Source organism: Psychromonas sp. (genome assembly GCF_047632955.1).
In the GTDB taxonomy this organism is placed as follows: domain Bacteria; phylum Pseudomonadota; class Gammaproteobacteria; order Enterobacterales; family Psychromonadaceae; genus Psychromonas.
In genome coordinates, this window is sequence record NZ_JBLIED010000004.1 from 129,947 (window position 1) to 154,628 (window position 24,682).

Annotated in this window: 29 protein-coding genes, 3 tRNA genes and 1 pseudogene; 19 read left to right on the plus strand and 14 right to left on the minus strand. The window is 40.8% G+C overall.

Annotation, left to right across the window (positions count from 1 at the left end; genetic code table 11):
• Positions 1-9: 9 nt before the first annotated feature.
• From ACJAZP_RS04840 to ACJAZP_RS04850, 3 genes are all read right to left on the minus strand, one after another.
• Positions 10-495 (minus strand): DUF2489 domain-containing protein, encoded by a 486-nt coding sequence (locus ACJAZP_RS04840; protein ID WP_415229609.1) that lies wholly within the window; start codon positions 493-495, stop codon positions 10-12.
• A 161-nt stretch (positions 496-656) separates the two neighbouring features.
• Positions 657-1,229 (minus strand): Der GTPase-activating protein YihI, encoded by a 573-nt coding sequence (gene yihI, locus ACJAZP_RS04845; RefSeq protein ID WP_415229610.1) that lies wholly within the window; start codon positions 1,227-1,229, stop codon positions 657-659.
• 154 nt (positions 1,230-1,383) lie between these two features.
• Positions 1,384-1,986 carry a c-type cytochrome gene (locus tag ACJAZP_RS04850; RefSeq protein WP_415229611.1) on the minus strand — a complete coding sequence of 201 codons (603 nt, stop codon included), beginning with the start codon at positions 1,984-1,986 and terminating at the stop codon, positions 1,384-1,386.
• A 348-nt stretch (positions 1,987-2,334) separates the two neighbouring features.
• Between ACJAZP_RS04850 and yihA the strand changes: the two genes are divergently transcribed.
• Both yihA and prlC read left to right on the plus strand, forming a co-directional pair.
• Positions 2,335-2,991 carry a ribosome biogenesis GTP-binding protein YihA/YsxC gene (yihA, locus tag ACJAZP_RS04855; RefSeq protein ID WP_415229612.1) on the plus strand — a complete coding sequence of 219 codons (657 nt, stop codon included), beginning with the start codon at positions 2,335-2,337 and terminating at the stop codon, positions 2,989-2,991.
• Between the two features lie 271 nt (positions 2,992-3,262).
• On the plus strand, positions 3,263-5,314 hold the full coding sequence (gene prlC, locus ACJAZP_RS04860) for an oligopeptidase A (RefSeq protein WP_415229613.1): 2,052 nt from the start codon (positions 3,263-3,265) through the stop codon (positions 5,312-5,314).
• Positions 5,315-5,386: 72 nt separating this feature from the next.
• Here prlC and cobO read toward each other — a convergent pair whose 3' ends face one another.
• The 4 genes from cobO to leuA all read right to left on the minus strand — a co-directional run bounded on the left by cobO (position 5,387) and on the right by leuA (position 9,992).
• Positions 5,387-5,980 carry a cob(I)yrinic acid a,c-diamide adenosyltransferase gene (gene cobO / locus ACJAZP_RS04865; protein WP_415229614.1) on the minus strand — a complete coding sequence of 198 codons (594 nt, stop codon included), beginning with the start codon at positions 5,978-5,980 and terminating at the stop codon, positions 5,387-5,389.
• 71 nt (positions 5,981-6,051) lie between these two features.
• A complete protein-coding gene (gene nhaA / locus ACJAZP_RS04870; protein WP_415229615.1) occupies positions 6,052-7,359 on the minus strand; it encodes a Na+/H+ antiporter NhaA in 1,308 nt (435 codons plus the stop codon).
• Between the two features lie 365 nt (positions 7,360-7,724).
• The gene (locus ACJAZP_RS04875; protein WP_415229616.1) at positions 7,725-8,354 is read right to left on the minus strand and encodes an MBL fold metallo-hydrolase; all 630 of its coding nucleotides are present in this window, start codon (positions 8,352-8,354) and stop codon (positions 7,725-7,727) included.
• 78 nt (positions 8,355-8,432) lie between these two features.
• Entirely contained in the window at positions 8,433-9,992 is a 1,560-nt protein-coding gene (gene leuA, locus ACJAZP_RS04880) for a 2-isopropylmalate synthase (protein ID WP_415229617.1), read from the minus strand.
• A gap of 353 nt (positions 9,993-10,345) precedes the next feature.
• Here leuA and msrB point away from each other — a divergent pair.
• A pseudogene (msrB, locus tag ACJAZP_RS04885) lies at positions 10,346-10,783 on the plus strand (peptide-methionine (R)-S-oxide reductase MsrB); the annotation flags it as partial.
• Between the two features lie 53 nt (positions 10,784-10,836).
• Here msrB and ACJAZP_RS04890 read toward each other — a convergent pair.
• Entirely contained in the window at positions 10,837-11,262 is a 426-nt protein-coding gene (locus ACJAZP_RS04890) for a GNAT family N-acetyltransferase (RefSeq protein WP_415229618.1), read from the minus strand.
• Positions 11,263-11,363: 101 nt separating this feature from the next.
• On the opposite strand from ACJAZP_RS04890, the gene murB reads away from it, so the two are divergent.
• The 5 genes from murB to ACJAZP_RS04915 all read left to right on the plus strand — a co-directional run bounded on the left by murB (position 11,364) and on the right by ACJAZP_RS04915 (position 14,015).
• Complete coding sequence (gene murB, locus ACJAZP_RS04895; protein WP_415229619.1) at positions 11,364-12,431, plus strand: UDP-N-acetylmuramate dehydrogenase; 1,068 nt, start codon at positions 11,364-11,366, stop codon at positions 12,429-12,431.
• Positions 12,419-13,387, plus strand: a complete 969-nt coding sequence (gene birA, locus ACJAZP_RS04900; protein ID WP_415229620.1) for a bifunctional biotin--[acetyl-CoA-carboxylase] ligase/biotin operon repressor BirA — start codon at positions 12,419-12,421, stop codon at positions 13,385-13,387. The genes murB and birA overlap by 13 nt, the downstream gene beginning before the upstream one ends.
• A 272-nt stretch (positions 13,388-13,659) precedes the next feature.
• Positions 13,660-13,735: transfer RNA gene (locus ACJAZP_RS04905), tRNA-Thr, on the plus strand.
• Positions 13,736-13,745: 10 nt separating this feature from the next.
• Positions 13,746-13,829 (plus strand) — tRNA-Tyr (locus tag ACJAZP_RS04910).
• A gap of 111 nt (positions 13,830-13,940) precedes the next feature.
• Positions 13,941-14,015 (plus strand) — tRNA-Gly (locus ACJAZP_RS04915).
• Between the two features lie 183 nt (positions 14,016-14,198).
• On the opposite strand, the gene ACJAZP_RS04920 is transcribed toward ACJAZP_RS04915, so the two are convergent.
• Positions 14,199-14,414 carry a helix-turn-helix domain-containing protein gene (locus ACJAZP_RS04920; RefSeq protein ID WP_415229621.1) on the minus strand — a complete coding sequence of 72 codons (216 nt, stop codon included), beginning with the start codon at positions 14,412-14,414 and terminating at the stop codon, positions 14,199-14,201.
• A 132-nt stretch (positions 14,415-14,546) separates the two neighbouring features.
• Between ACJAZP_RS04920 and ACJAZP_RS04925 the strand changes: the two genes are divergently transcribed.
• The 4 genes from ACJAZP_RS04925 (at position 14,547) to ACJAZP_RS04940 (ending at position 17,619) form a co-directional block, all read left to right on the plus strand.
• Complete coding sequence (locus ACJAZP_RS04925) at positions 14,547-14,759, plus strand: hypothetical protein (RefSeq protein ID WP_415229622.1); 213 nt, start codon at positions 14,547-14,549, stop codon at positions 14,757-14,759.
• Between the two features lie 3 nt (positions 14,760-14,762).
• Entirely contained in the window at positions 14,763-15,956 is a 1,194-nt protein-coding gene (locus ACJAZP_RS04930; protein ID WP_415229623.1) for an Arm DNA-binding domain-containing protein, read from the plus strand.
• Complete coding sequence (locus ACJAZP_RS04935) at positions 15,949-16,851, plus strand: HD domain-containing protein (RefSeq protein WP_415229624.1); 903 nt, start codon at positions 15,949-15,951, stop codon at positions 16,849-16,851. Before ACJAZP_RS04930 ends, ACJAZP_RS04935 begins: the two co-directional genes overlap by 8 nt.
• A gap of 240 nt (positions 16,852-17,091) precedes the next feature.
• Positions 17,092-17,619, plus strand: coding sequence for a mobile mystery protein A (locus ACJAZP_RS04940; protein WP_415229625.1), 528 nt, complete (start codon positions 17,092-17,094; stop codon positions 17,617-17,619).
• Positions 17,620-17,669: 50 nt separating this feature from the next.
• On the opposite strand, the gene ACJAZP_RS04945 is transcribed toward ACJAZP_RS04940, so the two are convergent.
• From ACJAZP_RS04945 to ACJAZP_RS04955, 3 genes are all read right to left on the minus strand, one after another.
• Entirely contained in the window at positions 17,670-17,975 is a 306-nt protein-coding gene (locus ACJAZP_RS04945; RefSeq protein ID WP_415229626.1) for a DDE-type integrase/transposase/recombinase, read from the minus strand.
• The gene (locus tag ACJAZP_RS04950) at positions 17,965-18,078 is read right to left on the minus strand and encodes a DDE-type integrase/transposase/recombinase (protein ID WP_415229627.1); all 114 of its coding nucleotides are present in this window, start codon (positions 18,076-18,078) and stop codon (positions 17,965-17,967) included. The genes ACJAZP_RS04945 and ACJAZP_RS04950 overlap by 11 nt, the downstream gene beginning before the upstream one ends.
• A 68-nt stretch (positions 18,079-18,146) precedes the next feature.
• Positions 18,147-18,341: a hypothetical protein gene (locus ACJAZP_RS04955; RefSeq protein ID WP_415229628.1), complete on the minus strand. Its 195-nt coding sequence runs from the start codon at positions 18,339-18,341 to the stop codon at positions 18,147-18,149.
• 415 nt (positions 18,342-18,756) lie between these two features.
• On the opposite strand from ACJAZP_RS04955, the gene ACJAZP_RS04960 reads away from it, so the two are divergent.
• The 7 genes from ACJAZP_RS04960 (at position 18,757) to ACJAZP_RS04990 (ending at position 23,388) form a co-directional block, all read left to right on the plus strand.
• Positions 18,757-19,770 (plus strand): DNA-binding protein, encoded by a 1,014-nt coding sequence (locus ACJAZP_RS04960; protein WP_415229629.1) that lies wholly within the window; start codon positions 18,757-18,759, stop codon positions 19,768-19,770.
• A gap of 1 nt (position 19,771) precedes the next feature.
• The gene (locus ACJAZP_RS04965) at positions 19,772-20,230 is read left to right on the plus strand and encodes a type II toxin-antitoxin system death-on-curing family toxin (protein WP_415229630.1); all 459 of its coding nucleotides are present in this window, start codon (positions 19,772-19,774) and stop codon (positions 20,228-20,230) included.
• Positions 20,231-20,636: 406 nt separating this feature from the next.
• Positions 20,637-20,882, plus strand: a complete 246-nt coding sequence (locus ACJAZP_RS04970; protein ID WP_415229667.1) for a DDE-type integrase/transposase/recombinase — start codon at positions 20,637-20,639, stop codon at positions 20,880-20,882.
• Positions 20,883-20,915: 33 nt separating this feature from the next.
• Positions 20,916-21,623, plus strand: coding sequence for an IS6 family transposase (locus tag ACJAZP_RS04975; RefSeq protein ID WP_415229631.1), 708 nt, complete (start codon positions 20,916-20,918; stop codon positions 21,621-21,623).
• 238 nt (positions 21,624-21,861) lie between these two features.
• A complete protein-coding gene (locus ACJAZP_RS04980) occupies positions 21,862-22,626 on the plus strand; it encodes a hypothetical protein (RefSeq protein WP_415229632.1) in 765 nt (254 codons plus the stop codon).
• Between the two features lie 71 nt (positions 22,627-22,697).
• A complete protein-coding gene (locus ACJAZP_RS04985; protein WP_415229633.1) occupies positions 22,698-23,000 on the plus strand; it encodes a hypothetical protein in 303 nt (100 codons plus the stop codon).
• Between the two features lie 85 nt (positions 23,001-23,085).
• Positions 23,086-23,388, plus strand: coding sequence for a hypothetical protein (locus ACJAZP_RS04990; RefSeq protein ID WP_415229634.1), 303 nt, complete (start codon positions 23,086-23,088; stop codon positions 23,386-23,388).
• Positions 23,389-23,478: 90 nt separating this feature from the next.
• On the opposite strand, the gene ACJAZP_RS04995 is transcribed toward ACJAZP_RS04990, so the two are convergent.
• Together ACJAZP_RS04995 and ACJAZP_RS05000 are read right to left on the minus strand one after the other, a co-directional pair.
• Positions 23,479-24,273, minus strand: coding sequence for a hypothetical protein (locus tag ACJAZP_RS04995; RefSeq protein ID WP_415229635.1), 795 nt, complete (start codon positions 24,271-24,273; stop codon positions 23,479-23,481).
• Positions 24,274-24,423: 150 nt separating this feature from the next.
• Positions 24,424-24,630 (minus strand): helix-turn-helix domain-containing protein, encoded by a 207-nt coding sequence (locus ACJAZP_RS05000; protein ID WP_415229668.1) that lies wholly within the window; start codon positions 24,628-24,630, stop codon positions 24,424-24,426.
• Positions 24,631-24,682: the final 52 nt, after the last annotated feature.

Below are 24,682 nucleotides of genomic sequence, written 5' to 3' on the forward strand. Positions count from 1 at the left end.
TTTTGGCCTTTATTGTGATACTGAAAAATTGGCGAGTTGTTGTGCTTCTGCGATGATTTGTTGTTCAAGTTCAGATTCTAGTCCTTGGCGCTTTTTATCCAATGCTTTTAACTCTTTAATCGGCACTTTTTTACGCTGATCATGGGTTGGCATCTCTTTTACTTTATCAAACATCTCAGATAAAGCGGGATAGCTACTAATCATGTCAATGGGTTGCTTTAGCGATAAAGTTTCCAGCAGCACAGTTAAACGGATTGCCGCTTCAGATACATTACACTGTTTTTGTGCTGTTGCGCGTGCAATGACACGGATACTCTCGCAAATTGTGTCATTTCGTTGTTGTTGCCCGAGGGCCTGTTGCTTTTGTTGCTCGGCGACCATTTTTAGCTGGTCGGCTTTTTGTACTTTGATTTTGTTAAGTAAAATACCGACGTAAAAAGCCAAGCCGATAATGATAACAACCAAAAATATTGCCAATAAAAGATCTAATTGCATTATAATTTCCCGTTATTCTAAAAGAATTAATTGCCAAGGAAAAATCAAGACTAACAAGGCGTGAGTCGCAGGAGATAGTTTTTCTCACTGCAAAACTCACAACGTCATTAAGGATGACTTTAACCCGCAAGGGTGATCATTTTTTTGCTTTGTTGGTATTTTTATTTATATTCATTTAACGCAGAGCTCGCGTCTTCAAATTGTTGAAGGAGATCTTCTTCACCCTCTTCGTCTAACCAACCGAGCTGTTTCATCAGCTGTTGATGACGTCGCATCTGTTTATCAATCCAAGATTGATCCGTTTGCGAAATTTTTTCCCCATTATCAAGTTGCTCAAGCAGTTCATTGAGGCGCTGATCATTCTCAATTTCAACGATCTCTTTTTCAGGTGTTTGTTTGACTTCTGCCGTTGGTTTTACTTCAACCGGGCTTTTTACAGCTTTGGCTTTCGGCTGAGGAATGACTTTGGCCGCTTGAGCAGGCACTTCTTGCTTGGCCATTAAAGGCACCGCTTTTTGGCTGCCGAGACGTTTGTCATTGGCGCTTTTTTGGGCATTTTTTTGTTGGCTTTGTTTTGATTCAACCGCATTACGGGCACCGGCTTTATTGCCTTTTAACTTAGATTGACGTTTATTATCACGAGATTCCTGCGATTGTGAAGAGGATTCTTTTCGTTGACCATCAAATTTTGCGTCTGAATTGCCTGCGGTGCGGGATTTTTTAGTACGTGACATGACAATTTACCTTTAACTGTTATTTTGTATAAGTGTTTAAATAGGGAATATAGATGTGCGCAGAATAACAGATATGATTGTGTTTAAAAAGCAGAGAGAGAAGCGTTTCTACAGGTTATAGAAGAGATCGAAACGCTTTTAGCTAATGTCGTGGCTAATGTAACGCTCCGATGTAGTTAGCAAGTAACTCGATATCTGCGTCACTTAATTTACTCGCCACATCAGACATCATACCGTTCGGATCATTCGCGCGCACTTTACTGCGGAAATTTTCAAGCTGTGCTTTTATATAAGCGGGATGCTGGCTGGAAATCTTAGGGAATTTAGCAAGCTCCAGACCATTACCACGCGGCCCGTGGCAAGCTGTACACGCCGCCATTTTGCGATCTAAATCGCCACCCATATAAAGCTTTTGTCCGAGAGCTGCAATCTCAGACGAAACTGTTTCAGGATCTGCTGTATTATTCGCGTAATAGGCAGCCAGATCCTGCATATCTTGCTCTGAAAGTGCAGCGCTCATACCGGCCATAATTGCATTTGCTCTTTCGCCATTTTTAAACTGCTGCAGCTGTTTTTCTAAATAAGTTGCATGCTGACCGGCTAATTTTGGATACAGGTTTGACGGGCTATTTCCATCATCACCATGGCAAGCGGCACATGCTGCAGACTTTGACTTGCCTGCCTCAATATTTCCCTGTGCTTGTACAAAGCTGGAAAAGCTCAGTACCGCAACTAATGCTATTAATAATTTGTTCATAACTATCCATTTTTTATTAAAAGTATGTATTGATTGTCCAAAACCATTTGCAAATCAGAATCCGGTACTTAACCCTAAGCTTTATATTTAAATAATAACTTATTTGCTAACATTATAACGTCAGTTAGTTGACCTGTTTAGTGCTAATAGGGTAAAACGAGAGATAACTAGCTTTGTTGTTGTATAAAGGCTATCTGACGCTGCTCAAGATCTCGATTTGAGTTGCTGATTTCCGCATTTGCAAATGATTTGGGTATATGTTTAAGCATGTTACAATGCGCCCGAACGGTAGTTTACACAAATTTAATAAAAGTAACAATTTTGCTACATGGCATAACGAGGCATACCTTGGAATTTCAAAAAATACATTTTCAAAAAGCGCATTTCTTAATCAGTGCACCGGATATTCGTCATTTAGATAAGCATTTACCCCCTGAAAGTGGTATTGAAATTGCGTTTGCCGGACGTTCAAACGCAGGTAAATCAAGTGCGCTTAACCGATTGACTCGTCAGAAAGGCTTAGCACGTACCAGTAAAACACCTGGTCGTACCCAATTGATCAATGTCTTTGAGATTGAAGAGGGCAAGCGTTTAATTGATTTGCCGGGCTATGGCTTTGCTAAAGTACCATTGGCAATGAAGTTAAAATGGCAAAAATCCCTAGGGGAATATTTACAGCAGCGTGAATCTTTAAAAGGTTTAGTTGTTTTAATGGATATTCGTCAACCCTTCAAAGAGCTTGACCAGCAACTTATCTATTGGGCGCTTGATGCAAATATTCCGGTGTTAGCTTTATTAACTAAAGCGGATAAATTAAAGCAGGGTGCACGTAAAACAACCTTGCTTAAAATGCGCGAAGAAGCTAAAAACTTTGAAGGTGATGTTCAGGTGGAACTATTTTCCTCTTTAAAAGGCATTGGTCTGGAGATATTAGAGCAAAAAGTAACAGCTTGGTACGGGCAGGATCAAGCGTCCGATTTAGTTGTAGATGAGGAAAGAATTTAAGTAGCGCTCCGCCATAGGCAAAGTGCTATTCCCTACCCTCTGACCGATAAAATAGTGCTGATAAAACATTAGCACTACTCATATTGATCATGACCTCTGCAAAAGTGAAGCTTGAATCTCTATCAGCGAAGGCTTGATTTTTTCATCAAACGCCCCTATCTCTCTATAACAATCTATATCCAAAACAACCTATATCCAAATTATTTGAAGACTGCAATTTTAAGTGGTTTGAATATAAAGCCGTAATTTTTTCTTTATATAGAAGAGTGCTATGAATAATTCTGAAATATCAACTATCAAGCAAACTGATGATTTGCCTTTATTTAGCCGCATAACAGCCGATCAGATAGTACCTGCTGTGACCGAAGCAATCGCTGATAATAAAGCACTAATCGAAGAAAAACTGCAAACATTAACACATTTCACCTGGGATAATTTCGTTAACGTGCTCGACGAGGCGGATGATCATCTGGGTAAATTATGGTCACCGGTTGCACACATGAATGCCGTTGTCAGCAATGAAAAGCTTCGTCAGGCACACGATGCCTGTTTACCCTTATTTGCTGAATACGGGACGTTTGTGGGACAGCATCAGGGTCTCTATGACGCCTACCTCAGTATTTCTGAAAGTGCTGAATTTAACCATTTAAAAGACGAGCAGCAGAAAGTCATTAGCAATGCGTTACGCGATTTTAAATTATCCGGTATTGCTTTGCCCGAAGATCAAAAACGCCGTTATGGTGAAATCAGCCAACAACTTGCGCAGTTACAGTCGCAATTCAGTAATAATGTTATGGATGCGACCACTGCCTGGAGTAAATTGATTGTTGATGTGAATGAGTTGGACGGTTTACCCGAGAGCGCTTTAGCCGCCGCACAGCAGGCGGCTCAAGAGAAAGAGCAGCAGGGTTATTTATTAACCTTGGATTTTCCAAGTTATTTACCGGTGATGACCTATGCAAAAAATCGCGCATTACGTCAGGAGGTCTACCGCGCTTTTGCAACCAGGGCATCGGATCAGGGCCCGAATGCCGGTGAATTTGATAATTCCGACAATATTGAAAAACTGTTGGCGCTGCGCCACGAACTGGCTTTATTATTAGGTTTTGACAACTTCGCCGAATACAGTTTGGCCACTAAAATGGCTGAAAAACCACTGCAGGTTATTAATTTTTTAAGCGAACTTGCTGATAAATCCTACCTTCAGGCAGAGCGCGAGCGCGATCAGGTATTAGCCTTTGCTAAAACCTTAGACGGAATTGAGCAGTTAGAGTCCTGGGATCTGAGTTATTATGCGGAGCTCCTAAAGCAGCAGAAATATGCTATCTCCGATGAGGAGCTGCGCCCCTATTTTCCTGAAGACAAAGTGCTGCAGGGTTTATTTGACGTTGTTCACCGTCTCTTTGGATTAAATATCAAAGAAATTTCTGATGTTGATACCTGGCACGCCGATGTGCGCTTTTTTGCTATTTACGATCAACAGCAAACTCATCTTGGCAATTTTTATCTGGATCTCTATGCTCGTGCCCATAAACGCGGTGGTGCATGGATGAACGATTGCCGGGTTCGTCGTCGTTTAGTCAATGGACAGTTGCAGTTACCCGTGGCCTATTTGACCTGTAACTTTACTAAACCGGTTGGTGACCAACAGGCGTTATTTACCCATAACGAAGTCACGACTCTGTTTCATGAGTTTGGCCATGGTCTGCACCATATGCTCACCAAAATCGAATCCGCTCCGGTCTCCGGTATTAACGGGGTGCCCTGGGATGCGGTCGAGTTACCCAGTCAGTTTTTAGAAAATTGGTGCTGGGAACCGCAAGCCTTAGCGCTCATTTCCGGGCATGTTAAAAGCGGTGAAACTCTGCCAACGGCATTGCTTGATAAAATATTAGCCGCTAAAAACTACAACGGTGCATTAATGATGATGCGCCAGATAGAGTTCTCTTTATTTGATTTTGTATTACATTACCAATATCAGCCGGAACAGGGCTCGCAGGTGGAAAAAGTCTTGAATGATGTGCGTGATCAGGTCGCTGTTATTACACCTCCTTCCTTTAATCGCTTCCAGCATAGTTTCAGTCATATCTTTGCGGGCGGTTACGCGGCGGGTTATTACAGTTATAAATGGGCAGAAGTTTTATCGGCAGATGCTTTTTCCCGTTTTGAAGAATTTGGTATTTTTGATGAGAACACCGGCCGTGAATTTCTTCAGGCGATTTTAGAAAAGGGCGGCAGTGACGAGCCTATGACGCTGTTTAAAAACTTTATGGGCCGTGAACCGAGCATTGATGCTTTGTTACGTCATTCAGGTATAGAATAGGCGGGAAAGTTTTCGAGCTTTGATCTGTGAGAGGCGAGTTGTTTGCCTCTCGTGACTCCTAGCTCATCGCGTTTACCATTCAATACCGGGCTGTGCTTTAACGCCCGTTTTAAAAGCATGTTTTTCATCTAAAATATGGCTATAGGTATCCACCGCATCAATTAACTCCTGCTTGGGACCTCGGCCGGTTAAAATGACATTCATTTTTTCGGGGCGATTTTTCAACGCATCCAGAGTTGGCTGGATATCCAAATAGTTAAATTTGAACATGTAGGTAATTTCATCAAGAATAACTAATTGGTAACTATCGTCTGCTATTAAAGCTTCAGCTTTAGCCCAGGCTTTTTTTGCACTGGCAATATCCTGCTCTTTATTTTGTGTCTCCCAGGTAAATCCATCACCCATGGCATACCAATCAACATTATCCTGCTGACTGAAGAACATCTCTTCCCCGGTCGACATTGCACCCTTTAAAAACTGTACCACGGCGACTTTATGGCCATGACCTAAGGACCGCGCCAACATACCAAAGGCAGAGCTGCTTTTACCTTTCCCGGGACCCGCAAGTAAAATAGTCACACCACGCTCCTGATCAGCGGCTGCAATTTTTTGATCTTGTTTTTCTTTAATGGCTTTCATTCTTTTTAAGTGTTTTGAATCTGTCATAAAAATAATTCCCGTTGTAAAAAAGCCCGCGAAAGTCGCAGGCTTTGAGTTGTTGGACAATCTTTAAATATTTAGTGTCTTTTTTTGGTAACCGGAGAGCTCATCAAAATCACGTAACCTAATATACCCGATATCACCGATGCCAACAGCACCGCAACTTTAGCGATGATCTGCTGCTCGGGATCAGAGAATGCCAGATCGGTAATAAATAAAGACATGGTAAAGCCCATACCCGCCAGAAAACCGGCGCCGATAATATGTGTCCAGGTGACACCCTCGGGGAGTTGTCCCCATTTTAATAGGGTCAAAAATTTAGCGAACAGGAAAATCCCCAGGGGTTTACCAATGATAAGGCCCGCCGCAATGCCTAACACAATAGGGTTCGTTAATTGTGCCAGCATACTGTCATCAACAATCACCCCGGCATTACCCAGTGCGAACAGCGGCACAATAAACAGGGCTGAGATTGGGTGCAGTGCTTCTTCTTTAAGCTGCAAAGGGTTTGACGCCTGATAACTTAATATTTTGATTTCGCGTAAAGATGCGATGGCATGTTTAGTTAATACATCGGCTTTACTGTGGCGTTCCTTTTCCAAGCCGCCAAGTAATTCTTGAGCCCGAATTAAATAATTACCCATGGAGATTTCCCGGCGTGAAGGGATGGTAAATGCGACGGCAACGCCAGCAATGGTGGCATGGACGCCGGAAGCCAAAAAGCTGATCCAGACAATAATTAAACCAATTGAGTAATAAACTAATCTGTTGCGCACGCCCATTTTGTTGGCTATTGCCAGAACAACTAAGCCTAAGAAACCCACCAGCAGCTCATTGACAAAGATTTGCTCGGTATAGAATATGGCAATCACAACCACGGCCATTAAATCATCACCGATCGCCAGTGCAGACAGAAATATTTTTAAAGAAAGAGGGACACGACTGCCGACCATTGCCAGTACACCTAATGCAAAGGCAATATCCGTAGCCATTGGAATTCCCCAGCCATTAACAGTATCAGTCCCGACATTGAAGAAATAGTAAATGCCGGCAGGAAAAACAACCCCCCCCAGCGCAGAAAACAACGGTAAAGCGGCTTTTTTGACACTCGAAAGATCGTCATCCAGAAGTTCACGTTTCATTTCCAAGCCAATGAAAAAGAAGAAAATCGCCATCAAAAATTCGTTTACAATTTGATGGAGATTAATCGAATAGATGGTAGAACTAAATCCCGAAGAAACAGAAAACAGCGCATCATGCCAAGCATGATGGTAGCTTGAGGGTGCTGAATTTGCCCAAAATAGAGCAGTTGTTGCTGCAATAACTAAAAGAACACCGCCTGTTATTGGGCTGTGTAACCAGGACCATTTACCATGAGAACTCATTGTTGCTCCTAAAAAATTATGATGTTGATTGGTATTAGAAAATAAAATGCATTGAACATCATGGATGTTTGCGCTGCGGTGGTTTTATTGCAAATAATACTCATTTAGATCAAAAATGCCAATATTAATCAGTGTCTCATTTACATCAATTTACTATTGCGGGAAGCCATTTTCGAGTGCTGTCACGGGATCTGAATAAGAGAGCCCCCAGAAAGCGGAGAAAATAAGAGATTAGTCAGGCTAAAGTATTACACTCACAGACTGTAAAAAAGTAATGAAATCAGGTTGCCACATTCAAATAAAGAAAGGTAGCAACCCTATAGTTGACTTGAGACGTCTGTTGAACTGCGCCTTAAGCGTATTTACTAACGTAAAAAAGGATTACTTGCTTTCTCTTTGCCAATCGTTGTAGTAGGTCCATGGCCCGGGTAAACCGTTGTTTCAGGCGGCAGTGTTAATAATTTTTGTTTAATGCCGCTTACCAGCTGAGAGTGGTTGCCACGCGGGAAATCAAAACGACCAATGCCGCCGTTAAATAAAATATCACCAACAATAACCTGTTGGCTGTGCTGATCATAAAGGGCGATATGGCCTGGCGTATGGCCGGGGATATGCAGCACTTTTAGTTTTATATTACCCACTTGCAGTACTTCACCCTCTTTCAACCAGCGGTCCGGAGAAAAACTTGCCGTTTTCGGAAAACCAAAAAGCTGACTTTGCGCTTCTAATTGCTCTAACCAGAATAAATCTTCTTTTTCCGGGCCGATCACCGGCACCTTCAATTGACTGACAATGGCCTGAGTGCCGCCGACATGATCTAAATGACCATGGGTTAATATGATTTTATCAACTTTAACGCCTTGTTTTTCAACTATATTTAAAATATGAGATGGATCGCCACCGGGATCAATGATGGCTGCAATTTTTGTTTCCTCACAAATAATCAGACTGCAGTTCTGCTCATAGGGGGTAACCGGTATTACGATAATTTTCATGCTGTTATTACTCATAGAAATAAAAAAAGGTAACCTGTCGGCGACCTTGTGAATTAGCAACTGAGCTGCAAGGTTAATTTAAACCTGCTCAGTATGAATAAGCTGTTTTTTCTCGATGGCAACGGCTTTTGCCAGGTGGATATGATTCATGACATGGACCATCGCTTTGGTCGATGATTCGATGATATCCGTTGATAAGCCTAAACCGTGAAATTTCTGGCCGTTGTAGGTAGCGACAATATCGACCTGCCCAAGTGCATCTTTACCGGCGCCTTTGGCACTAATATGGTAATCATTCATGTTAATGTCTAAACCGGAGATTCGCATTAAACATTGATATGCGGCATCAATCGGTCCGTTACCGGTAGCCGCTTCAACAACTTTTTTCTGCTCTCCAATCTTCATCACAATGGTCGCTGTCGCAACCAACCCTGAACCGGATTGCACATTGATGCTTTCCAGTTTGTAGTACTGCGGATCCGTATCGACTTTATTAAAGAACATTAAGGCTTCCAAGTCATAATCAAAGACTTGCCCTTTTTTGTCCGCTAACTCTACAAAGCTGGCATACAATTTTTCCAGGTCGTAATCGCTGTCACGGTAACCCAGTTCCTGCATGCGATGCTGGATCACATGGCGGCCGGAGCGTGACGTTAAGTTTAACTTGTTGGTTAAAATACCGACACTTTCAGGGGTCATGATTTCATAGGTGTTTTGTGACTTTAGAACACCATCCTGGTGAATACCCGATGAGTGTGAAAAAGCATTGGCACCGACTATTGCTTTGTTTGCTTGAATGGGCATATTACACAACTGGCTGACCAGCTGGCTGGTACGCGAAATTTCGATGGGATTGATGTTGGTGGTAAATCCCAATTTATCTTTGCGAGTCTGTAAAATCATGGCCACTTCTTCAAGTGAGCAGTTGCCCGCACGTTCACCAAGACCATTCATCGTACATTCAATTTGACGCGCACCATTTTCAACCGCGGTAATGGAGTTGGCCACGGACATACCCAAATCGTCATGACAATGCACTGAAATAATAGCTTGGTCGATATTAGGTACGCGATTAAATAAGGTTTTAATAATGCCGCCAAATTCACTGGGATAGGTGTAACCCACTGTGTCCGGAATATTGATAGTGGTTGCGCCCGCTTTAATCGCTTGTTCAACCATGCGGCATAAATTGTCGATTGGCGTACGGCCGGCATCTTCGCAGGAAAACTCAACATCATCGGTATAGTTACGCGCATGTTTTACCGCATTAACGCCCATCTCCAATACCGCATCAAAGCTGCGCTTTAATTTATTTTCCACATGAATGGTGGAAGTCGAAATAAAAGTATGGATACGAAAAGCATCCGCAACCTTTAAAGCATTCCATGCAGCATCGATATCTTTTGTTAATGCGCGAGATAATCCACAGACTCGGCTATTTTTAATTTCTCTGGCAATGGTTTGTACCGACTCGAAATCACCGGGGGAGGAGATTGGAAAACCAACCTCCATCACATCAACACCTAAACGTTCGAGAGCAAATGCGATCTGTAGTTTTTCTTTAACGGTCAGGCTAGCACTTAATGCCTGCTCTCCATCACGTAGTGTAGTGTCGAAAATTATTACTTGATCGGACATATAACATCCCTCTTTTTGTTAGTATTATGTGTATATCGCGGATATAAAAAAACCCGTACCAGGACGGGTTTTTGAAGATTTAACTGATTTTATTCAGCCACCAACCACCCGTAAGCATGTTGCGTGAGGAGTAAGGATAGCAGGATAGGACAGAATGATTTCATCGCTTAATCTCAAAAAATTAGTTTATCTATATTTGAAGATAAATTAATACCGTTTTTTAGTATCTTCGTCAAGTGCTTCTTAACAATAAATTTACAAATCAAGCTTGGCTTTTGCTATTGTTTGATCCGTGCTATTAAAAGTAATATAAATAATGAAGACAATTATAATGAAGGTAAAAAATGACTGAATATAAAAAACCAGATGATAAAACATTACGCTTAAAATTAAATGATGTTCAGTATAAGGTAACCCAGCAGGGGGCCACCGAGCCGCCTTTTGATAATACCCTTTATGATAATCAAGCAGCCGGAATTTATGTTGATATTGTTTCCGGTGAGCCGCTGTTTAGCTCTTTGGATAAATTTGATGCCCACTGTGGGTGGCCCAGTTTTACGCAACCCCTACAACCTGAAAAGCTGGTGGAAAAGGTTGATACGCAATTATTTGCAACGCGAACGGAAGTGCGCAGTGCGGTTGCGGATTCACATCTCGGGCATGTTTTTGAAGACGGCCCGGCGCCTGGTGGATTACGTTATTGCATCAACTCTGCATCACTGCGTTTTATTAAGCTTGAAGAGATGGCCGAGCGGGGTTATCAAGAATTTATTTATCTTTTTGATAAGTAAGATTAATTACCTGTGGCAGACGGTTTACATAAACGGCTTGCGGCGGCTAAGCTTTAATTAACCGGATAGCACATCAATAACAAGGTGTTTTTGTGGTTATAGCGGGCAAACTGTTTTTGGATAGCAGCCGGCGCTTGATCAGCTTGCTGCTGCACAAATCCAAGCTGCGAATAAAAGTCGACAAGATAGCGGTAGGGGAAGCAATAAATCGTTGTGCTTTGCTGCACCAGTATTTGTTTGATTAAGTGCGCAGCGTAACCCTTGCCGCGTACCTCTGGTGCGCTGGCGACACCGGTTAATAATAACTGTCCAGCCACAGTTTTTAACCTGGCGCTGCAAACGATGGTTTTATCCTTTAAAACAAACACCGATTCATCCTTGCAGGCGATTCCTTTTTTGTAAACGTGTTTATAAAATTTATTTACCAAGGGATACTGTCGTTTATCTAATGCGATAAATTGGATTTTTTCAGCCGGCATGAGCGCTCCTGAGTTATCATTGTGCTGTGCGTATTTTGTCTGCAGACAAGGGATAAGGTAAACTCCGTCACTATAGCGTTTACACTTCACATAGCGGAACAATGATGATCGAAAATAATACTTCTCTCAAGGCTTTTAATACTTTCTCTATTGATGTTAAAGCACAGATATTATTTCATTTTAACAATCTTAAACAGATCCCCGAACTCTTAGCCTTGGTGAAAACCACCCGCGTACAAAATAAACCGCTCTTAATTTTAGGCGGCGGCAGCAATATATTGTTCTGTGAAGATTTTTCAGGCTTGGTGATCAAGGTTGATTTGTCGGGTGTCGAGATAATTGAATCTGCTGATAGTTTTCTCTTAGAAGTCGCAGCGGGAGAAAACTGGCATAAGTTAGTCGCCGACTGTATCGATAAAGGCATCAACGGACTGGAAAACTTAGCCTTGATTCCCGGAGTTGTTGGCGCCGCACCGGTGCAAAACATCGGCGCCTATGGCACAGAATTTAAAGATTTTTGTGAGTCCGTTGAATATCTTGATTTGAAGTCGGGTGCATTACAGCGTTTGAGCGCCAAAGAGTGTTTATTTGCCTATCGTGACAGTATTTTTAAAACAACAAAAATGCAGGATGCCTTAATCACCAAAGTAACTATTAAATTGACCAAAGAATGGCAAGCGCATAATCACTATGGCCGGCTGCAAAATGCAGTCACGACTGATCAACCCGTGAGCGCCAAACAGATTTTTGCCTCTGTGTGCCAGATTCGCAGTGAAAAATTACCCGATCCGGACAAGTTGGGTAATGCCGGCAGTTTCTTTAAAAATCCATTAGTAACAGCGCAACACTCACAGCAGTTACTGGTTTTATATCCGCACATGCCCCATTACCCGCAGGCGGATGGGCAGGTAAAATTGGCGGCAGGGTGGCTGATTGAGCAGGCCAACCTAAAAGGCACTCATATTGGCGGTGCGGCGGTGCATCAGCAGCAAGCGCTGGTGTTAATTAATCAAAACAACGCTTCTGCGGCCGATGTTATCCAATTGGCGAATCTGGTACGCAGCACAGTAAAAGATAAATTTAATATAAAATTAGAACACGAAGTGCGCTTTATCTGCGCGACGGGCGAGAGCAACTTAACTGAGGCGGTTAACAAATGTCGGAACTGAATGAACAGGGTAATATTCTTTTAAGGTTACTTGCCGACGGTGAGTTTCATTCGGGTGAAAAAATTGGCCAGCTTTTAAGTGTTTCCCGCACCTCGGTCAATAATTATATAAAAGGGTTACAGGGTATTGGCTTAGATATTTATAAAGTGCCCGGGCGTGGTTATCAAAGTGCGACTGTGATTAATTTATTAAATGAGCAGAAAATTCGCCAATATTGCGGTTATGAAAATATAAAAGTTGAGCAAATTGTTGATTCGACAAATCAAATTTTATTAGATCAAATTCCTAATTTAGAAAATGGGCAAACCTGTATTGCTGAATATCAGTTAGCAGGAAGGGGAAGACGAGGGCGCACTTGGGTTTCCCCCTTTGCGTCGCATCTGTATTTTTCATTTTATTGGCGTTTCGATTCCGGTATAGATAAAGTGTCCGGGCTGAGTTTACTGGCGGGGATCGCTGCGGTTAATGCGCTGGGGAAAATGGGCATCGAGGGTGTTTCCTTAAAATGGCCAAACGATCTTTATTATCAGGGCAAAAAATTAGCGGGTATTTTAATTGAGTTAAATGCTCAAGCAACAGCCACTTGCCACTGCGTGATTGGCATCGGTATTAATATCAAAATGCCGCCTGAACAGGCAAAATTAATAGATCAACCCTGGGCTGATTTAAACACTCTAATGCCGGCGGGCGTAGATCGAAACTTATTAAGTGCAACCTTAATTAAAGAGCTGCAGCATTTATTACCCCGCTATGAAAAATCCGGTTTAACGCCTTATTTATCGCGCTGGTTTGAATTGGACTGTTTTTTAGATAAGCAGGTCAATTTACTGATCGCAGATACCACCTCGACGGGCATCTGCCGCGGTGTAAATGCTCACGGCGCGCTGTTATTGGAGATGGACGGGCAGGTCAAAGAGTTTATCGGCGGAGAAATCTCCTTACGCTTGGCAAATTAAGTGCGTCGATGTTGATTCTCATTCCCTTGAAAAGACTTTATTGCTTTCTTCAAGGGATTGTTATTAAGCTCTATTTTCCTATGCTTTCCCCGTGCCAGAATATGATTCTTATTAGAAAATATTATCAATAAAGCAGCTGCCTGTTTGATTTGTAGACGAAAATATAGTTAGTTGATTTGTTTTTAAGCAAACAGTCAATAAATGCCAAGTATTTCCAATAAAGGCTTGCAAGCTTTGTCCAACTTCTCTATTATTCGCACCACTTAGACGGAGCCGACTTAGCTCAGTTGGTAGAGCAACTGACTTGTAATCAGTAGGTCACCAGTTCGATTCCGGTAGTCGGCACCATTTAAGTCTAGGAGGGGTTCCCGAGTGGCCAAAGGGAGCAGATTGTAAATCTGCCGCGAAAGCTTCGATGGTTCGAATCCGTCCCCCTCCACCATATTTATTTCACAACGCCACATTGTGAAACGCAACGCATTTATGCATTGCAAAGTAATTTACAATGCAGTGCATTGTTTTTTACTATTTAAGCTACAATTTAAAAAATTATGCGGGCATCGTATAATGGCTATTACTCCAGCCTTCCAAGCTGATAATGTGGGTTCGATTCCCACTGCCCGCTCCAATTATTCTTTCTTGTAAAGAACTTAGAAATCAACCTGTTATGGTTGATTTTTGCGTTTTAGCCTTCCTAAAAAACATCCTAAAATAATTTCGGTGACCAAACGGTGACCAGATGGTGTCCAACCCGTTTTTTTGCATAAAAAATTGTGCCGGGATTGAAGCACCTGAAATCCTATTCTTCTATTTATCCTTCTATATTTTTCTTCGGAAGTTCATAAAGATCTCCCACTTCAATTTTTAAATATTCACATAGAGTTTCAACCACATTTAATTCAACTCTTGTTGCTGTTTCATTAAACATACGTCTGATCGTTCCAGGATTTATTCCTGTATCTCTAGACACGTCGCTCATTTTAAGGCGTTTTTCGCCCATTATTTTTGATAAATGACACTTCAGCAAAGTCTTCTCCAGAAAATAAAAGTCTCCTATAGACTTAAAAAGGTTGTAATGGTCTTTTTTTGTGCTACATTTGTTCTGTAGCAGACTTTTAACGTCTGTTGATACAAAATTAAGTTATTAGGAGATTGTACAATGGATATTACATATATGACAACTTCCGAGTTATCGGATCGCATTAAATATGATCAAAGAACAATTCGTGAACAATTAAAAGATTCTGTGCTATTTGAAGGTGTGCATTACATTCGCCCATTTGGTGGTCGGAAAATTTTATATCTATGGGAGCGTATTGAAGAAGATATGTTGCATGGCGTTTCATTAAATACTTTAACGTTGGGGATGTAAATTATGGGAACTGTCAGCGTTAGAAATAAAAAAATAGTCGTAGATTTCCGATTTAATAATGTGCGTTGTAGAGAACAAACGCAATTGCTAGATAGCCCTGCAAATCGCAAACGAATGGAAAAACTGTTAAAAATAATCGATGCTGAAATTCTTATGAACAGTTTCGAATATGCTAAGTACTTTCCAAAAAGTAATATGCTTGAGAAATTCGCAGAGCTTAACCAACGCAAACAAACTGCTTCAACTTATTTCAATAGCGTTGATGCACCAACAGTTAATGAATTTGCCGATATTTGGTTTGCTGAAAAAGTCGTTGAATGGCGTAAAAGCCATAAAGAGTCGATACAGGGGATTTTAGATTCACACATTCTTCCAGCATTTGGAAAAATGAAGATCAGCGTCATCAAAAAACAAGACATTTTAACGTTCCGAGCTGCCCTCGCCAAAGTTCAGACTCGAACTAAAAAAACACTATCAGCTTCACGCATCAATCATATTATGACGCCATTAAGAATGCTGCTCAATGAAGCCGCTGATAGATATGAGTTTACCTCGCCTTGGAAAAATATCAAGGCGTTAAAAATACCACGTACAGAAGTAAACCCATTCTCCTTAGCTGAGGTAGAAAAGTTAATTAAAGTCGCTCCAGATGATTTTAAAGCTTATTACACAGTACGTTTATTCACGGGACTTCGCACAGGTGAAATTGATGGTTTGCACTGGGATAAAGTCGATTTGGAGAGCAAACAACTTTATATCGATCAAAGCCTAGTTAAGGGGGAAATGACCGATGCCAAGACAGATGGCTCTAATCGTTCGGTGCAATTAACAGACAGAGTCGTCTTGGTGCTTAAAATGCAGATGAAAGCAACAAAACACCTTGGGCCATTCGTATTTTGTAAAGCAGATGGAAAACCGTTTAACTACCAAACGATCAGTCGGGTTATATGGGAACCGATGCTTAAACGGTTAAGCCTAAAATATCGTAACCCTTACCAAACAAGGCATACGTTTGCGACATTATTATTAGCCGCTGGTGAATCGCCTGAGTGGATAGCCCAACAAATGGGGCATACCACTACTACAATGCTCTTTCGAGTTTACTCACGTTATGTACCGAACTTAACACGCCAAGATGGCAGTGCATTTGATCGTTATATTCAATCTGAAACAGGGAAGGAGAATGAACATGAATAACTCATATCAAGCAAATCACAGCAAATCAGTACAGGTGCAACCTGAGTTGAATATGGCGCAACTTTTACAGCTCAATTATATCCAAGGTATATATCGCCTTGCTGGGTTCTTATTACTCTTTGATAAAAACCAGCGTCCTTATTGGAAGTTATTAGTTTCTGATGTTAACGGCACCGTGGCGATGTTCATGTTTGAGCAACCAAATTGTGCAAATGAACTCGCACATGGCACGTTTATCGAGGTAGAAGCTGAAATTAAGCATTATGGTAAGAGTGTTTACGTTAATATCACTAAGCTGATGCCAATTAATTCCTGCTATATCAACAAATCTTTTGCACTGAATAGTTTGCCTTCATATAACACACCTAAACCGCAAGACTTAGTGCGTTTAAAGAACGTGATCGGAAGAATAGAAAACAGTTCATTGGTAAATTTTCTCGCAGATGTATTAGTACCGATAGAGGTGTGCATCCCTTTTACGCAAGCACCAGCAAGCTTAAATTACCACCATAACAAACCCGGTGGGCTACTTGAACATTCCGTTGAAGTAGCAGAAATAGTTTCTGAATTACCATTAAAAACACAAATAGAAACAGATTTAGCGATCACTGGTGCAGTATTGCATGACATTGGAAAGATTAAATCGCTTGATGGAGGAATGCGCCGTATGGAAACGGGAAAATGGGTTGACCATGGTTCACTAACACTTGAAGTTTGCAGTGATGGGTTAGCTATACTCGACAAATGTAACTCGCTTTTCGCTAACATATTACGCCATATATGGACCTGTAGATCTCCCGGTGCCCGTTATGGTTACGAATCAAAGCTAGCGATAGCCGATGCAGTGCAATTAGCCGATAGATTCAGTGCGAGAAATGCAGTTAATCCCCTGTAACTAATGTATATTTAATATTATTTGGGAGCCTACGTTTGTAGGCTTTGTCGTTTTTTATTTGGATTTCTAGCACGCTATGGGGCACAAAACTTAGAAATTTTGCACTGCTTAACTGCGCGCTTACATACATAAAGTATATAATGTATCAAATAATACATACACTGAAATATAATTTGTATCTCATTTGAGATGCAAAGTATGCTACTATGTATCTCAAATGATATACATAGTTATGGTGAAATGAAAATACTACAAAGAAGCTACGACAATTTAGCTGGTTTCAACAATAACAGCGTTAAGGCTGTCGTTGTCAAACAACGCCGCGATAAAGCTGACTCAGCTATGTCTGTGGTAGTTCCTCCTATGCCGAAGGAAGGATGGATTCGAACCATACGGAAAGCTTTAGATATGTCTGGCGCTCAGCTAGCATTACGTCTTGGTTTTACTCGCAATAAAGTTTCTATTCTAGAACGTCGTGAAGCAGAAGGTGAGATCACAATTAATCAGCTAAAAGAGATGGCTAACGCTCTCAATGCTGATTTAGTTTATGCTGTCGTACCAAGGGACAGCATTCAGAAAATGATCACAAATCGTGCAAAAGAAATTGCAACTTCTCTTATAGTAATGAGTAACCAGAATATGTTCTTGGAAGCGCAACAAATCAGTGTGGAAAAACAGAAAGAAGCCATTGAACGAACAGCAGATGAAATTAAAAAAATCGGTGGTCGAGCACTATGGAAAAGTATTAAGGATTGGAGTAAGCGATGAGGTACTGTCAACTTATCGAGTTTAACCAAGCAAATCCACTAAAATTCGCTCTAAGCTAAATTTTGGATACAACTAACCCTATCCCATTCGACGAAGGAACGATCGCGGAAAAGACGATAATGTTTCGCTTGCATTAAATGACGGCCAGGTCGAAACAAGTTATTAATCACGCCATGGCAACTCAAAAACCGTTGAGCTTGTCCGTGAGATTTAAACTTCCGCATTTGCCTTTCTTGTTGCTGAGTGGGCTGATGTGATAATTCACATCCATTGTTTTCATACTGAATGGTCGAGTGTTCGACAATTGGTACTAATTCTTTTTTAGCTGCAGAATAACTTGCCAATTTATCCGTCACAATCTTTTACGGCATCATCCCTTGCCCTTTTATCCTTGCGCTTTTGCACCAAAATATCTATTTCATCACCGTCTTGATCTACTGCTCGCCAAAGGTAATGCAATACGCCATTAATCTTAATAAAAACTTCATCCAGATACCAAGTATCACCAAGCTGGCCGCGACTCTTTTTTATTTGGCTGCAGTAAATTGAGCCATTTTTTCACACCACTGACGAATCGTTTCATAACTAACAACAATCCCTCTATCTGAAAGTAACTCTTCAATATCACGAAAGCTGAGCGTAAAACGATGATAAAGCCAAACTGCGTGGCTTATGCTTTGGGCAGGATAACGATAACCTGCATAGATATTTGAATTTTTCATCAGCAGATTATCGCACAATTGGTTGAGGTGCTGTAAAGTTGACAGTGCCGGATAGGGTTAGTTGTGTCCAAAATTTAGTTTAAGGGATATTTAGTCGAACTTATTCGACTCAGTAGTGAATAAGTTGACAATACCTTGCCATGGGGTGGTGAATAATTTTTTTCGACCTGGTCGCCATTTACTCAAAGCTAAATATTATCCTGCTTTCCGCGATCGTTCATTTACCGAATGGGAACGGGTAGTTGTGTCCAAAATTTAGTTTAGGGGATATTTAGTCGAACTTATTCGGCTCAGTTTGATAAGTTACAATACCACTTGGTACAAAAGGGCTTACGCTGGCGAAGCTACTTCCTAACAGTTTCTATGTGGTAACATGGCAGAACATGGTTTCATTTTACGGAAGAAGAAATAACAGATGACTAAAGATTTAACCGAATCCTTGCATGACCGCCAAAATATCCTGAATAACCGCTATGCCTTACAGCAGGCTGAGCTGTATTTGGCGCTGGGTGGCGTGACTTTTAAAGGTGAAACGGTGTTCACCAAACAACAAGTGATGACTTTGTTCGATATCAGTGACCGTACAATTGAACGGTATCTAGCAAGCCATGGTGATGAACTTAAAAGTAATGGTTACTTTCTTCTAAGAGGCGCTAAGCTCAAGGAATTCAAAGCATTGGACTATGGTGCCGACATCAATGACGGTACCAAAACGAGTGTACTTGGTGTGTTTTCATTTCGTGCAGTGCTCAACATAGGCATGTTGTTAACGGAGAGCGAGCCTGCAAGGCTTTTGCGCTCTCGTCTCTTAGACATTGTATTGGATGTAATGGCCGAGCTGGCGGGGGGCCACACCAAATTCATTAATCAGCGTGATGAAAACTACTTGCTGGCCGCGTTTCAGGAAGAAAATTATCGTCGCCAGTTTACCGATGCACTGGATAACTATGTTGAAGGGAATCACTGGAAATATGCTCGCTTTACCAACCTGATCTACCAAAGTATTTTCCATGAAAACGCAACGGAATATAAAAAGGTGTTAAAGCTGGCAGAAAAAGAAAAAATTCGCGAAACCATGTATTCAGAGGTGTTGAACCTGATCGCCAGCTTTGAGTCTGGTATTGCGCATGAACTGGAAAAAGCTAGCAAAGCACAAAACCGCAAGCTGACTCAAAAAGAAGCCGAGAATTTATTCGCCAGCTTTGAACAGCATCCTCTATTTAAGCCGTTAATCTTGGATGCCAGAACCAAGATGGCCAGCCGGGATTTGTGCTTCAGAGACGCCTTGCATGAAAAATTGGAAGCCTATATTCAATCTGTGCCTGAAGCTGACTTCGAGCGCTTTTTGGGTGAAAAAAGCAAGTCACTGAAAGAACAGCTAAGCGATCAAGAGACTCTCGCAGTATTCAAACGGTTGAAGGATCGCTGATATGAATAGTACAACGCGGTTTTTATACTTTGATATCGTTCACGCTGTGCAAACTCATGACTGGATCATTGAAAACTCCGGTGGGCGGGGCGGTAATAAAGATCTTGGCCAATTAGCAAGTCCGTTAGAGCATATTCAAAATGATGATTATTACCCGGAAATGGAAGACAAACTAACGCATTTGGTTTTTTCTATTAATAAGCACCACGCATTTACTGATGGCAATAAGCGTTCATCTTTAGCATTAGGCGCTTACTTTCTGGAGCTGAATGGTTTTGACTATATTGTGAAACGTTTTGTAAGAGATATGGAAAATATTGCTGTTTGGGTGGCTGATAATGTTATTAACAAAGAATTATTGCATCAGATTATTAGCTCCATTTTGTATGAAGATGATTATTCGGAAGGAATTAAATTAGCAATTTTTGAAGCGATAAAGGTCGCCGAACAGCTCAAATAAGGTACTGTCAACTTATGTGGACTCCCCCTTGTCAACAATAAAGTGAATAATCGAAGAATTTAATGCGAACTTATGTACGAGCTCTAAATAGAGTAGCTAACCCAGGCTCTAGGATATTTTCGCGAGCATATTTTCAATATCTTATCGACGAGTTCAAGACTCGGTATTGTCAACTTAACGAACACGTTCCGAATTATGCGATAATCTGCTGATGAAAAACTCTAATATCTATGCAGGTTATCGTTATCCTGCACAAATCATCAGTCATGCAGTTTGGCTTTATCACCGTTTTACGCTTAGTTTTCGAGATATCGAGATATCGAGGAATTACTCGCATCGAGGGCAACTCGGTGACACATGGTATCTGGATGAGGTGTTTGTCAAAATTAACGGTGTTTGACATTATCTGTGGCGAGCGGTAGATCAAGATGGTGACGAGATCGATATTTTGGTTCAGAAACGTAAAAATAAAAAAGCAGCGATGCGTTTCTTTAAGCGATTATTGAAAGGGCAGGGAATGGCGCCGTTAAAGATTGTGACAGATAAATTAGCAAGCTATTCAGCTGCAAAAAAAGAACTAATACCAAGTGTCGACCACTCGACAGTTCAGTATGAAAACAATGGATGTGAATTATCGGTACTGTCAACTTAATAACGGCTCTTCAAATTATGTGATAATCTGCTAGTGAAAAATTCAAATATCTATGCAGGTTATCGTTATCCTGCCCAAATTATCAGCCATGCAGTTTGGCTTTATCATCGTTTTACACTCAGCTTTCGTGATATCGAAGAGTTACTTGCAGCTAGAGGTGTCGTTGTCAGTTATGAAACGATCCGTCAGTGGTGTAAAAAATATGGTTCGATTTACTGTAATCAGATAAAAAAGAACCGTGGTCAGCTTGGTGATACTTGGTATCTAGATGAGGTCTTTATTAAGATTAATGGCGTATTGCACTACCTTTGGCGAGCGGTAGATCAAGACGGTGATGAAATAGATGTTTTGGTGCAAAAACGCAAGGATAAAAGGGCTGCCATGCGTTTCTTTAAGAGACTATTAAAGGGGCAACAAGCAGTGCCACTTAAGGTAGTTACCGATAAACTTCGTAGTTATTCAGCAGCTCAAAGAGTTCTGATGCCAAGTGTTGAGCACTCTACGGTGCAATACGAAAATAACCATTGTGAATTGTCACATCAACCTACCCGACAACAAGAAAAACAGATGCGGCGGTTCAAATCCCATGGGCAAGCACAACGTTTTTTGAGTTGCCATGGAGTAGTAAATAACTTGTTTCGACCTTGTCGTCATTTACTGAAAGCTAAACATTATCGCATTTTCCGCGATCGTTCCTTCGCAGAATGGAATAGGGCTAGTTGCGTCCAAAATTTAGATTAAGGTGTGTTTGTACGAATTCACTCGGCCTCGACCGATAAGTTGACAATACCCCTAGAACCATTAGCCGTATTTTCTACGGCTTTTGTGCCTGTTACTTTTTTGGTTTCCGTTAATAAATAGCTGGTGGACCAGGACAGCGGAAACGGTAGATAATTTAAACTGCGAGCTATTTATCAGTAATGCTCAACTATTTGTATACCCTATATTCATTGCACTATCTAAAAAGTAGGAGTTAAAATTGCCAACCAAAACAGTAATAATCAGCAGTGACAATCGGGATATTTTCGATCAAAGATATGATGAAGCAAGAAATAGCATTGATGATTGTGGAATCAGCTTTGTTGACTATAAAAAAGTTAAAGCGATATTAAAGTTGCACTTTCCCTATACTATTTTAAGCACAAATTTTAGGGCGTTTCTTTGTGATAGAGAAATAATCGAACATTATTTTAATGTTTGCAAACCAACGAATATGACATTTGCATTTAACGCAGAAATAAGACAAAACGGAAATACCATTGAGGTTAATGACAGTGTTGATTTTATAGTGTCAAAACAAAAAACAGTCTCTCTATATTACAATAATTTATTTTCAAATGAATCTGTAATATCTGAATGTTCATTTGATGACTTACAGGCGACACTCGACCACGCTCAAGCATCAATATCTAAAACTTTTTTTAGTAATCATGAAATGAGTTTTGCACCATCAAGCACAGCATTTGATATTGAAGATAGAACGTTTTTTTTTGGTGAAGAATACTATTTCTTCCAACAAAAATCTCGTTATTCCAGTAAAGTAAAAGTAGGTTTAGATGGCGAAGTAGATGCTATGCTTTCATTTTATCAGCAGGGGTTAAGTGCAGGTCTTAGGAAAGAATCAGTTGATTTGTTGAAGTTCATTCAAGACAAGTTATCGCAATGGTGCATTGAAAACAAAAGTAACTCAGATGAAAGAACTGAGGCTGAAAAGATTGCTGAAATATTGGTGAGAGTTGCGTAGTTCCATGAAAACATTCAGCCAGCGGAAACGGACATTTTAAGTAGCTATACTCTAAAAAGGATTAGATAAACATGAATTACCAAGATGATTTAGATATTTTTTTAGGTAAATGGTTAATTGTTGAGGGGGATTTTCAAGGTTGGAGAGGTCTTATTTATCATCACGAATCTCCTGCTTGCGTGTTTGTGTGGGGCTATTTGCCGAACAAAAGCGCGGAGTTATTTCAAGCTCACTTTACTGTTGGTGATCAATCCTTAGTCGTTAAACCGTTAAGGGTTTTTGGAAATAAAACGGCTTCATGCTCAACTGAATTATCCGGTGACGCAATGAGCGAACTAATAAAATACTTAATGGAGGCTTCCCCTGCCACTTAACTAGTATTCCGTTAGTTATTAGCGCGCTCATGGAGTAACAGCACATGAGTACAGAGAACGGCACAACCTGCCAGCCGGAACACCGTTGGCAGGATTGAGTTATAGGGCGGCTCACCGTGACAAAATAAATAGGATGGTTGCCGATGGCTCTTTGAACCATGAACACTTGATTGATGCCAACGAAAAAGCGCGGAGCGCTGGCCGTGGTGATAGACGAGATTTTGATTTAGCGGAACAGGCTGATTTAGCGGCCAGTATTCCTCATAAACAGCTACCGACTGGTGCAAAGAGGGCTAACGGGCGTGATGCTGATCATGCGCGAGTATCAACGCGCATACCAAACAAGGAAAAAACAATAATCAAAAGCTGCATTTATTGCGGTTTTTGATTATCTCCGTATCAAATTCGTTTCCTATATTTACTGGTTTCCGTTAATAAATAGCTGGTGGACCAGGACAACGGAAACGGTATCTTTTACTTACTGATTTAGTTCAAGAAGGAAATCTCTAAAACTTGGATCTTCAAGAACCCACTTTCCTCTCTTGGGGCTGTATATTAATCCCTTGTCTTTGAGTCTATTAATTGAGTTACTAATCGACGTTTTACTTGTCGCGGCTTTACCTGATGAAAGGGCTTTAATCTTAGCTTCACCTGCGGGGGTATAAAGCCCATTACCTGATCCCATTGCGATCAGCTTAAAGATTACAATATCGAGTTCGTTAAGCCCATCCACAATATCTTTATTAGTTTTACTTTGACTCTTTTCAATATCATCATCAAATCTACGTGCGCCTTCATCTATATCATGAACACTATCCAAAACCATCATAGCTAGTAGCTCAACAAGGCGAGCAGGGGCTTTGTTTTGCTTATCAAATAACTTCTTTGTTTTATCGAAATCTAACTCAACACCTGTTCTTTTCTTAAAGACATTCAATTCAAAGGTAACAAAGTCCTCTCCTAGTTCTTTGAATGTTAATGTTTGACTAGAGTTATAAAAGGGAGCTTTGGTGTCATTAAAAAGCCTAGTTAAACCTTGTTGGCTAGAACCAGTAAATATACCTTTAACTTTTTGATCGCTTCTATTCACCATAAACCCTCTAAGTGCAGACGTAAAAGGTTTAAATTTATTATCGGTAGCCAAATGCTGAACTTCATCTAACAATAATAATATTGGCATGTTACATTTTTCTAGTTTTTTAAAAGATAGGTGTAAATACTCAGAAGATACCCTTTGTACTTCCTTTGCCGTTAATGTTGCAGATAACTTCAAGGATGGGAGTTCTATTTTAGGAGTGATATTTACCTCTTATGGTTGATTTTTGCGTTTTAGCTTCCCTAGAAATATTTCCTGAAAAATAAAAAGGACCAAAAGTCACCCATTTGTAGACCACATTATTACCCTTAGTTTACTGCAAATAGTTTAGTCATCAGAAACTTCAAGAAGCTCTCCTACAGTACATCCTAAATAACGACATAATATTTCTAACGTTTCAAAAGCAATACGATTATTGGTTTCATGAAAGAGTGACGCCTGAAGCTTATCGTGCAGGTGTTTACTATGACTGCGCTCAGACAGATGATAATGGCAGCAACAAATAAGGGGATCTGCACTGTGCTGTTTGGTGATATTGAAGGTACTCTATTTCCCTGTTGGCTAAAGAGTTTCCTAAAGCCAAACT

Excerpts from the sequence above, each read along its gene's own strand:
- leuA (WP_415229617.1), bottom strand. The coding sequence starts at position 9,992 with ATGTCCGATCAAGTAATAATTTTCGACACTACACTACGTGATGGAGAG.
- ACJAZP_RS04840 (WP_415229609.1), bottom strand. The coding sequence starts at position 495 with ATGCAATTAGATCTTTTATTGGCAATATTTTTGGTTGTTATCATTATC.
- nhaA (WP_415229615.1), bottom strand. The coding sequence starts at position 7,359 with ATGAGTTCTCATGGTAAATGGTCCTGGTTACACAGCCCAATAACAGGC.
- ACJAZP_RS04955 (WP_415229628.1), bottom strand. The coding sequence starts at position 18,341 with ATGAAAAATTCAAATATCTATGCAGGTTATCGTTATCCTGCCCAAAGC.
- ACJAZP_RS04960 (WP_415229629.1), top strand. The coding sequence starts at position 18,757 with ATGACTAAAGATTTAACCGAATCCTTGCATGACCGCCAAAATATCCTG.
- ACJAZP_RS04890 (WP_415229618.1), bottom strand. The coding sequence starts at position 11,262 with ATGCCGGCTGAAAAAATCCAATTTATCGCATTAGATAAACGACAGTAT.
- prlC (WP_415229613.1), top strand. The coding sequence starts at position 3,263 with ATGAATAATTCTGAAATATCAACTATCAAGCAAACTGATGATTTGCCT.
- ACJAZP_RS04965 (WP_415229630.1), top strand. The coding sequence starts at position 19,772 with ATGAATAGTACAACGCGGTTTTTATACTTTGATATCGTTCACGCTGTG.
- birA (WP_415229620.1), top strand. The coding sequence starts at position 12,419 with ATGTCGGAACTGAATGAACAGGGTAATATTCTTTTAAGGTTACTTGCC.
- ACJAZP_RS04850 (WP_415229611.1), bottom strand. The coding sequence starts at position 1,986 with ATGAACAAATTATTAATAGCATTAGTTGCGGTACTGAGCTTTTCCAGC.
- ACJAZP_RS04985 (WP_415229633.1), top strand. The coding sequence starts at position 22,698 with ATGAATTACCAAGATGATTTAGATATTTTTTTAGGTAAATGGTTAATT.
- cobO (WP_415229614.1), bottom strand. The coding sequence starts at position 5,980 with ATGACAGATTCAAAACACTTAAAAAGAATGAAAGCCATTAAAGAAAAA.
- ACJAZP_RS04930 (WP_415229623.1), top strand. The coding sequence starts at position 14,763 with ATGGGAACTGTCAGCGTTAGAAATAAAAAAATAGTCGTAGATTTCCGA.
- ACJAZP_RS04925 (WP_415229622.1), top strand. The coding sequence starts at position 14,547 with ATGGATATTACATATATGACAACTTCCGAGTTATCGGATCGCATTAAA.
- ACJAZP_RS04935 (WP_415229624.1), top strand. The coding sequence starts at position 15,949 with ATGAATAACTCATATCAAGCAAATCACAGCAAATCAGTACAGGTGCAA.
- ACJAZP_RS04940 (WP_415229625.1), top strand. The coding sequence starts at position 17,092 with ATGAAAATACTACAAAGAAGCTACGACAATTTAGCTGGTTTCAACAAT.
- yihI (WP_415229610.1), bottom strand. The coding sequence starts at position 1,229 with ATGTCACGTACTAAAAAATCCCGCACCGCAGGCAATTCAGACGCAAAA.
- murB (WP_415229619.1), top strand. The coding sequence starts at position 11,364 with ATGATGATCGAAAATAATACTTCTCTCAAGGCTTTTAATACTTTCTCT.
- ACJAZP_RS04875 (WP_415229616.1), bottom strand. The coding sequence starts at position 8,354 with ATGAAAATTATCGTAATACCGGTTACCCCCTATGAGCAGAACTGCAGT.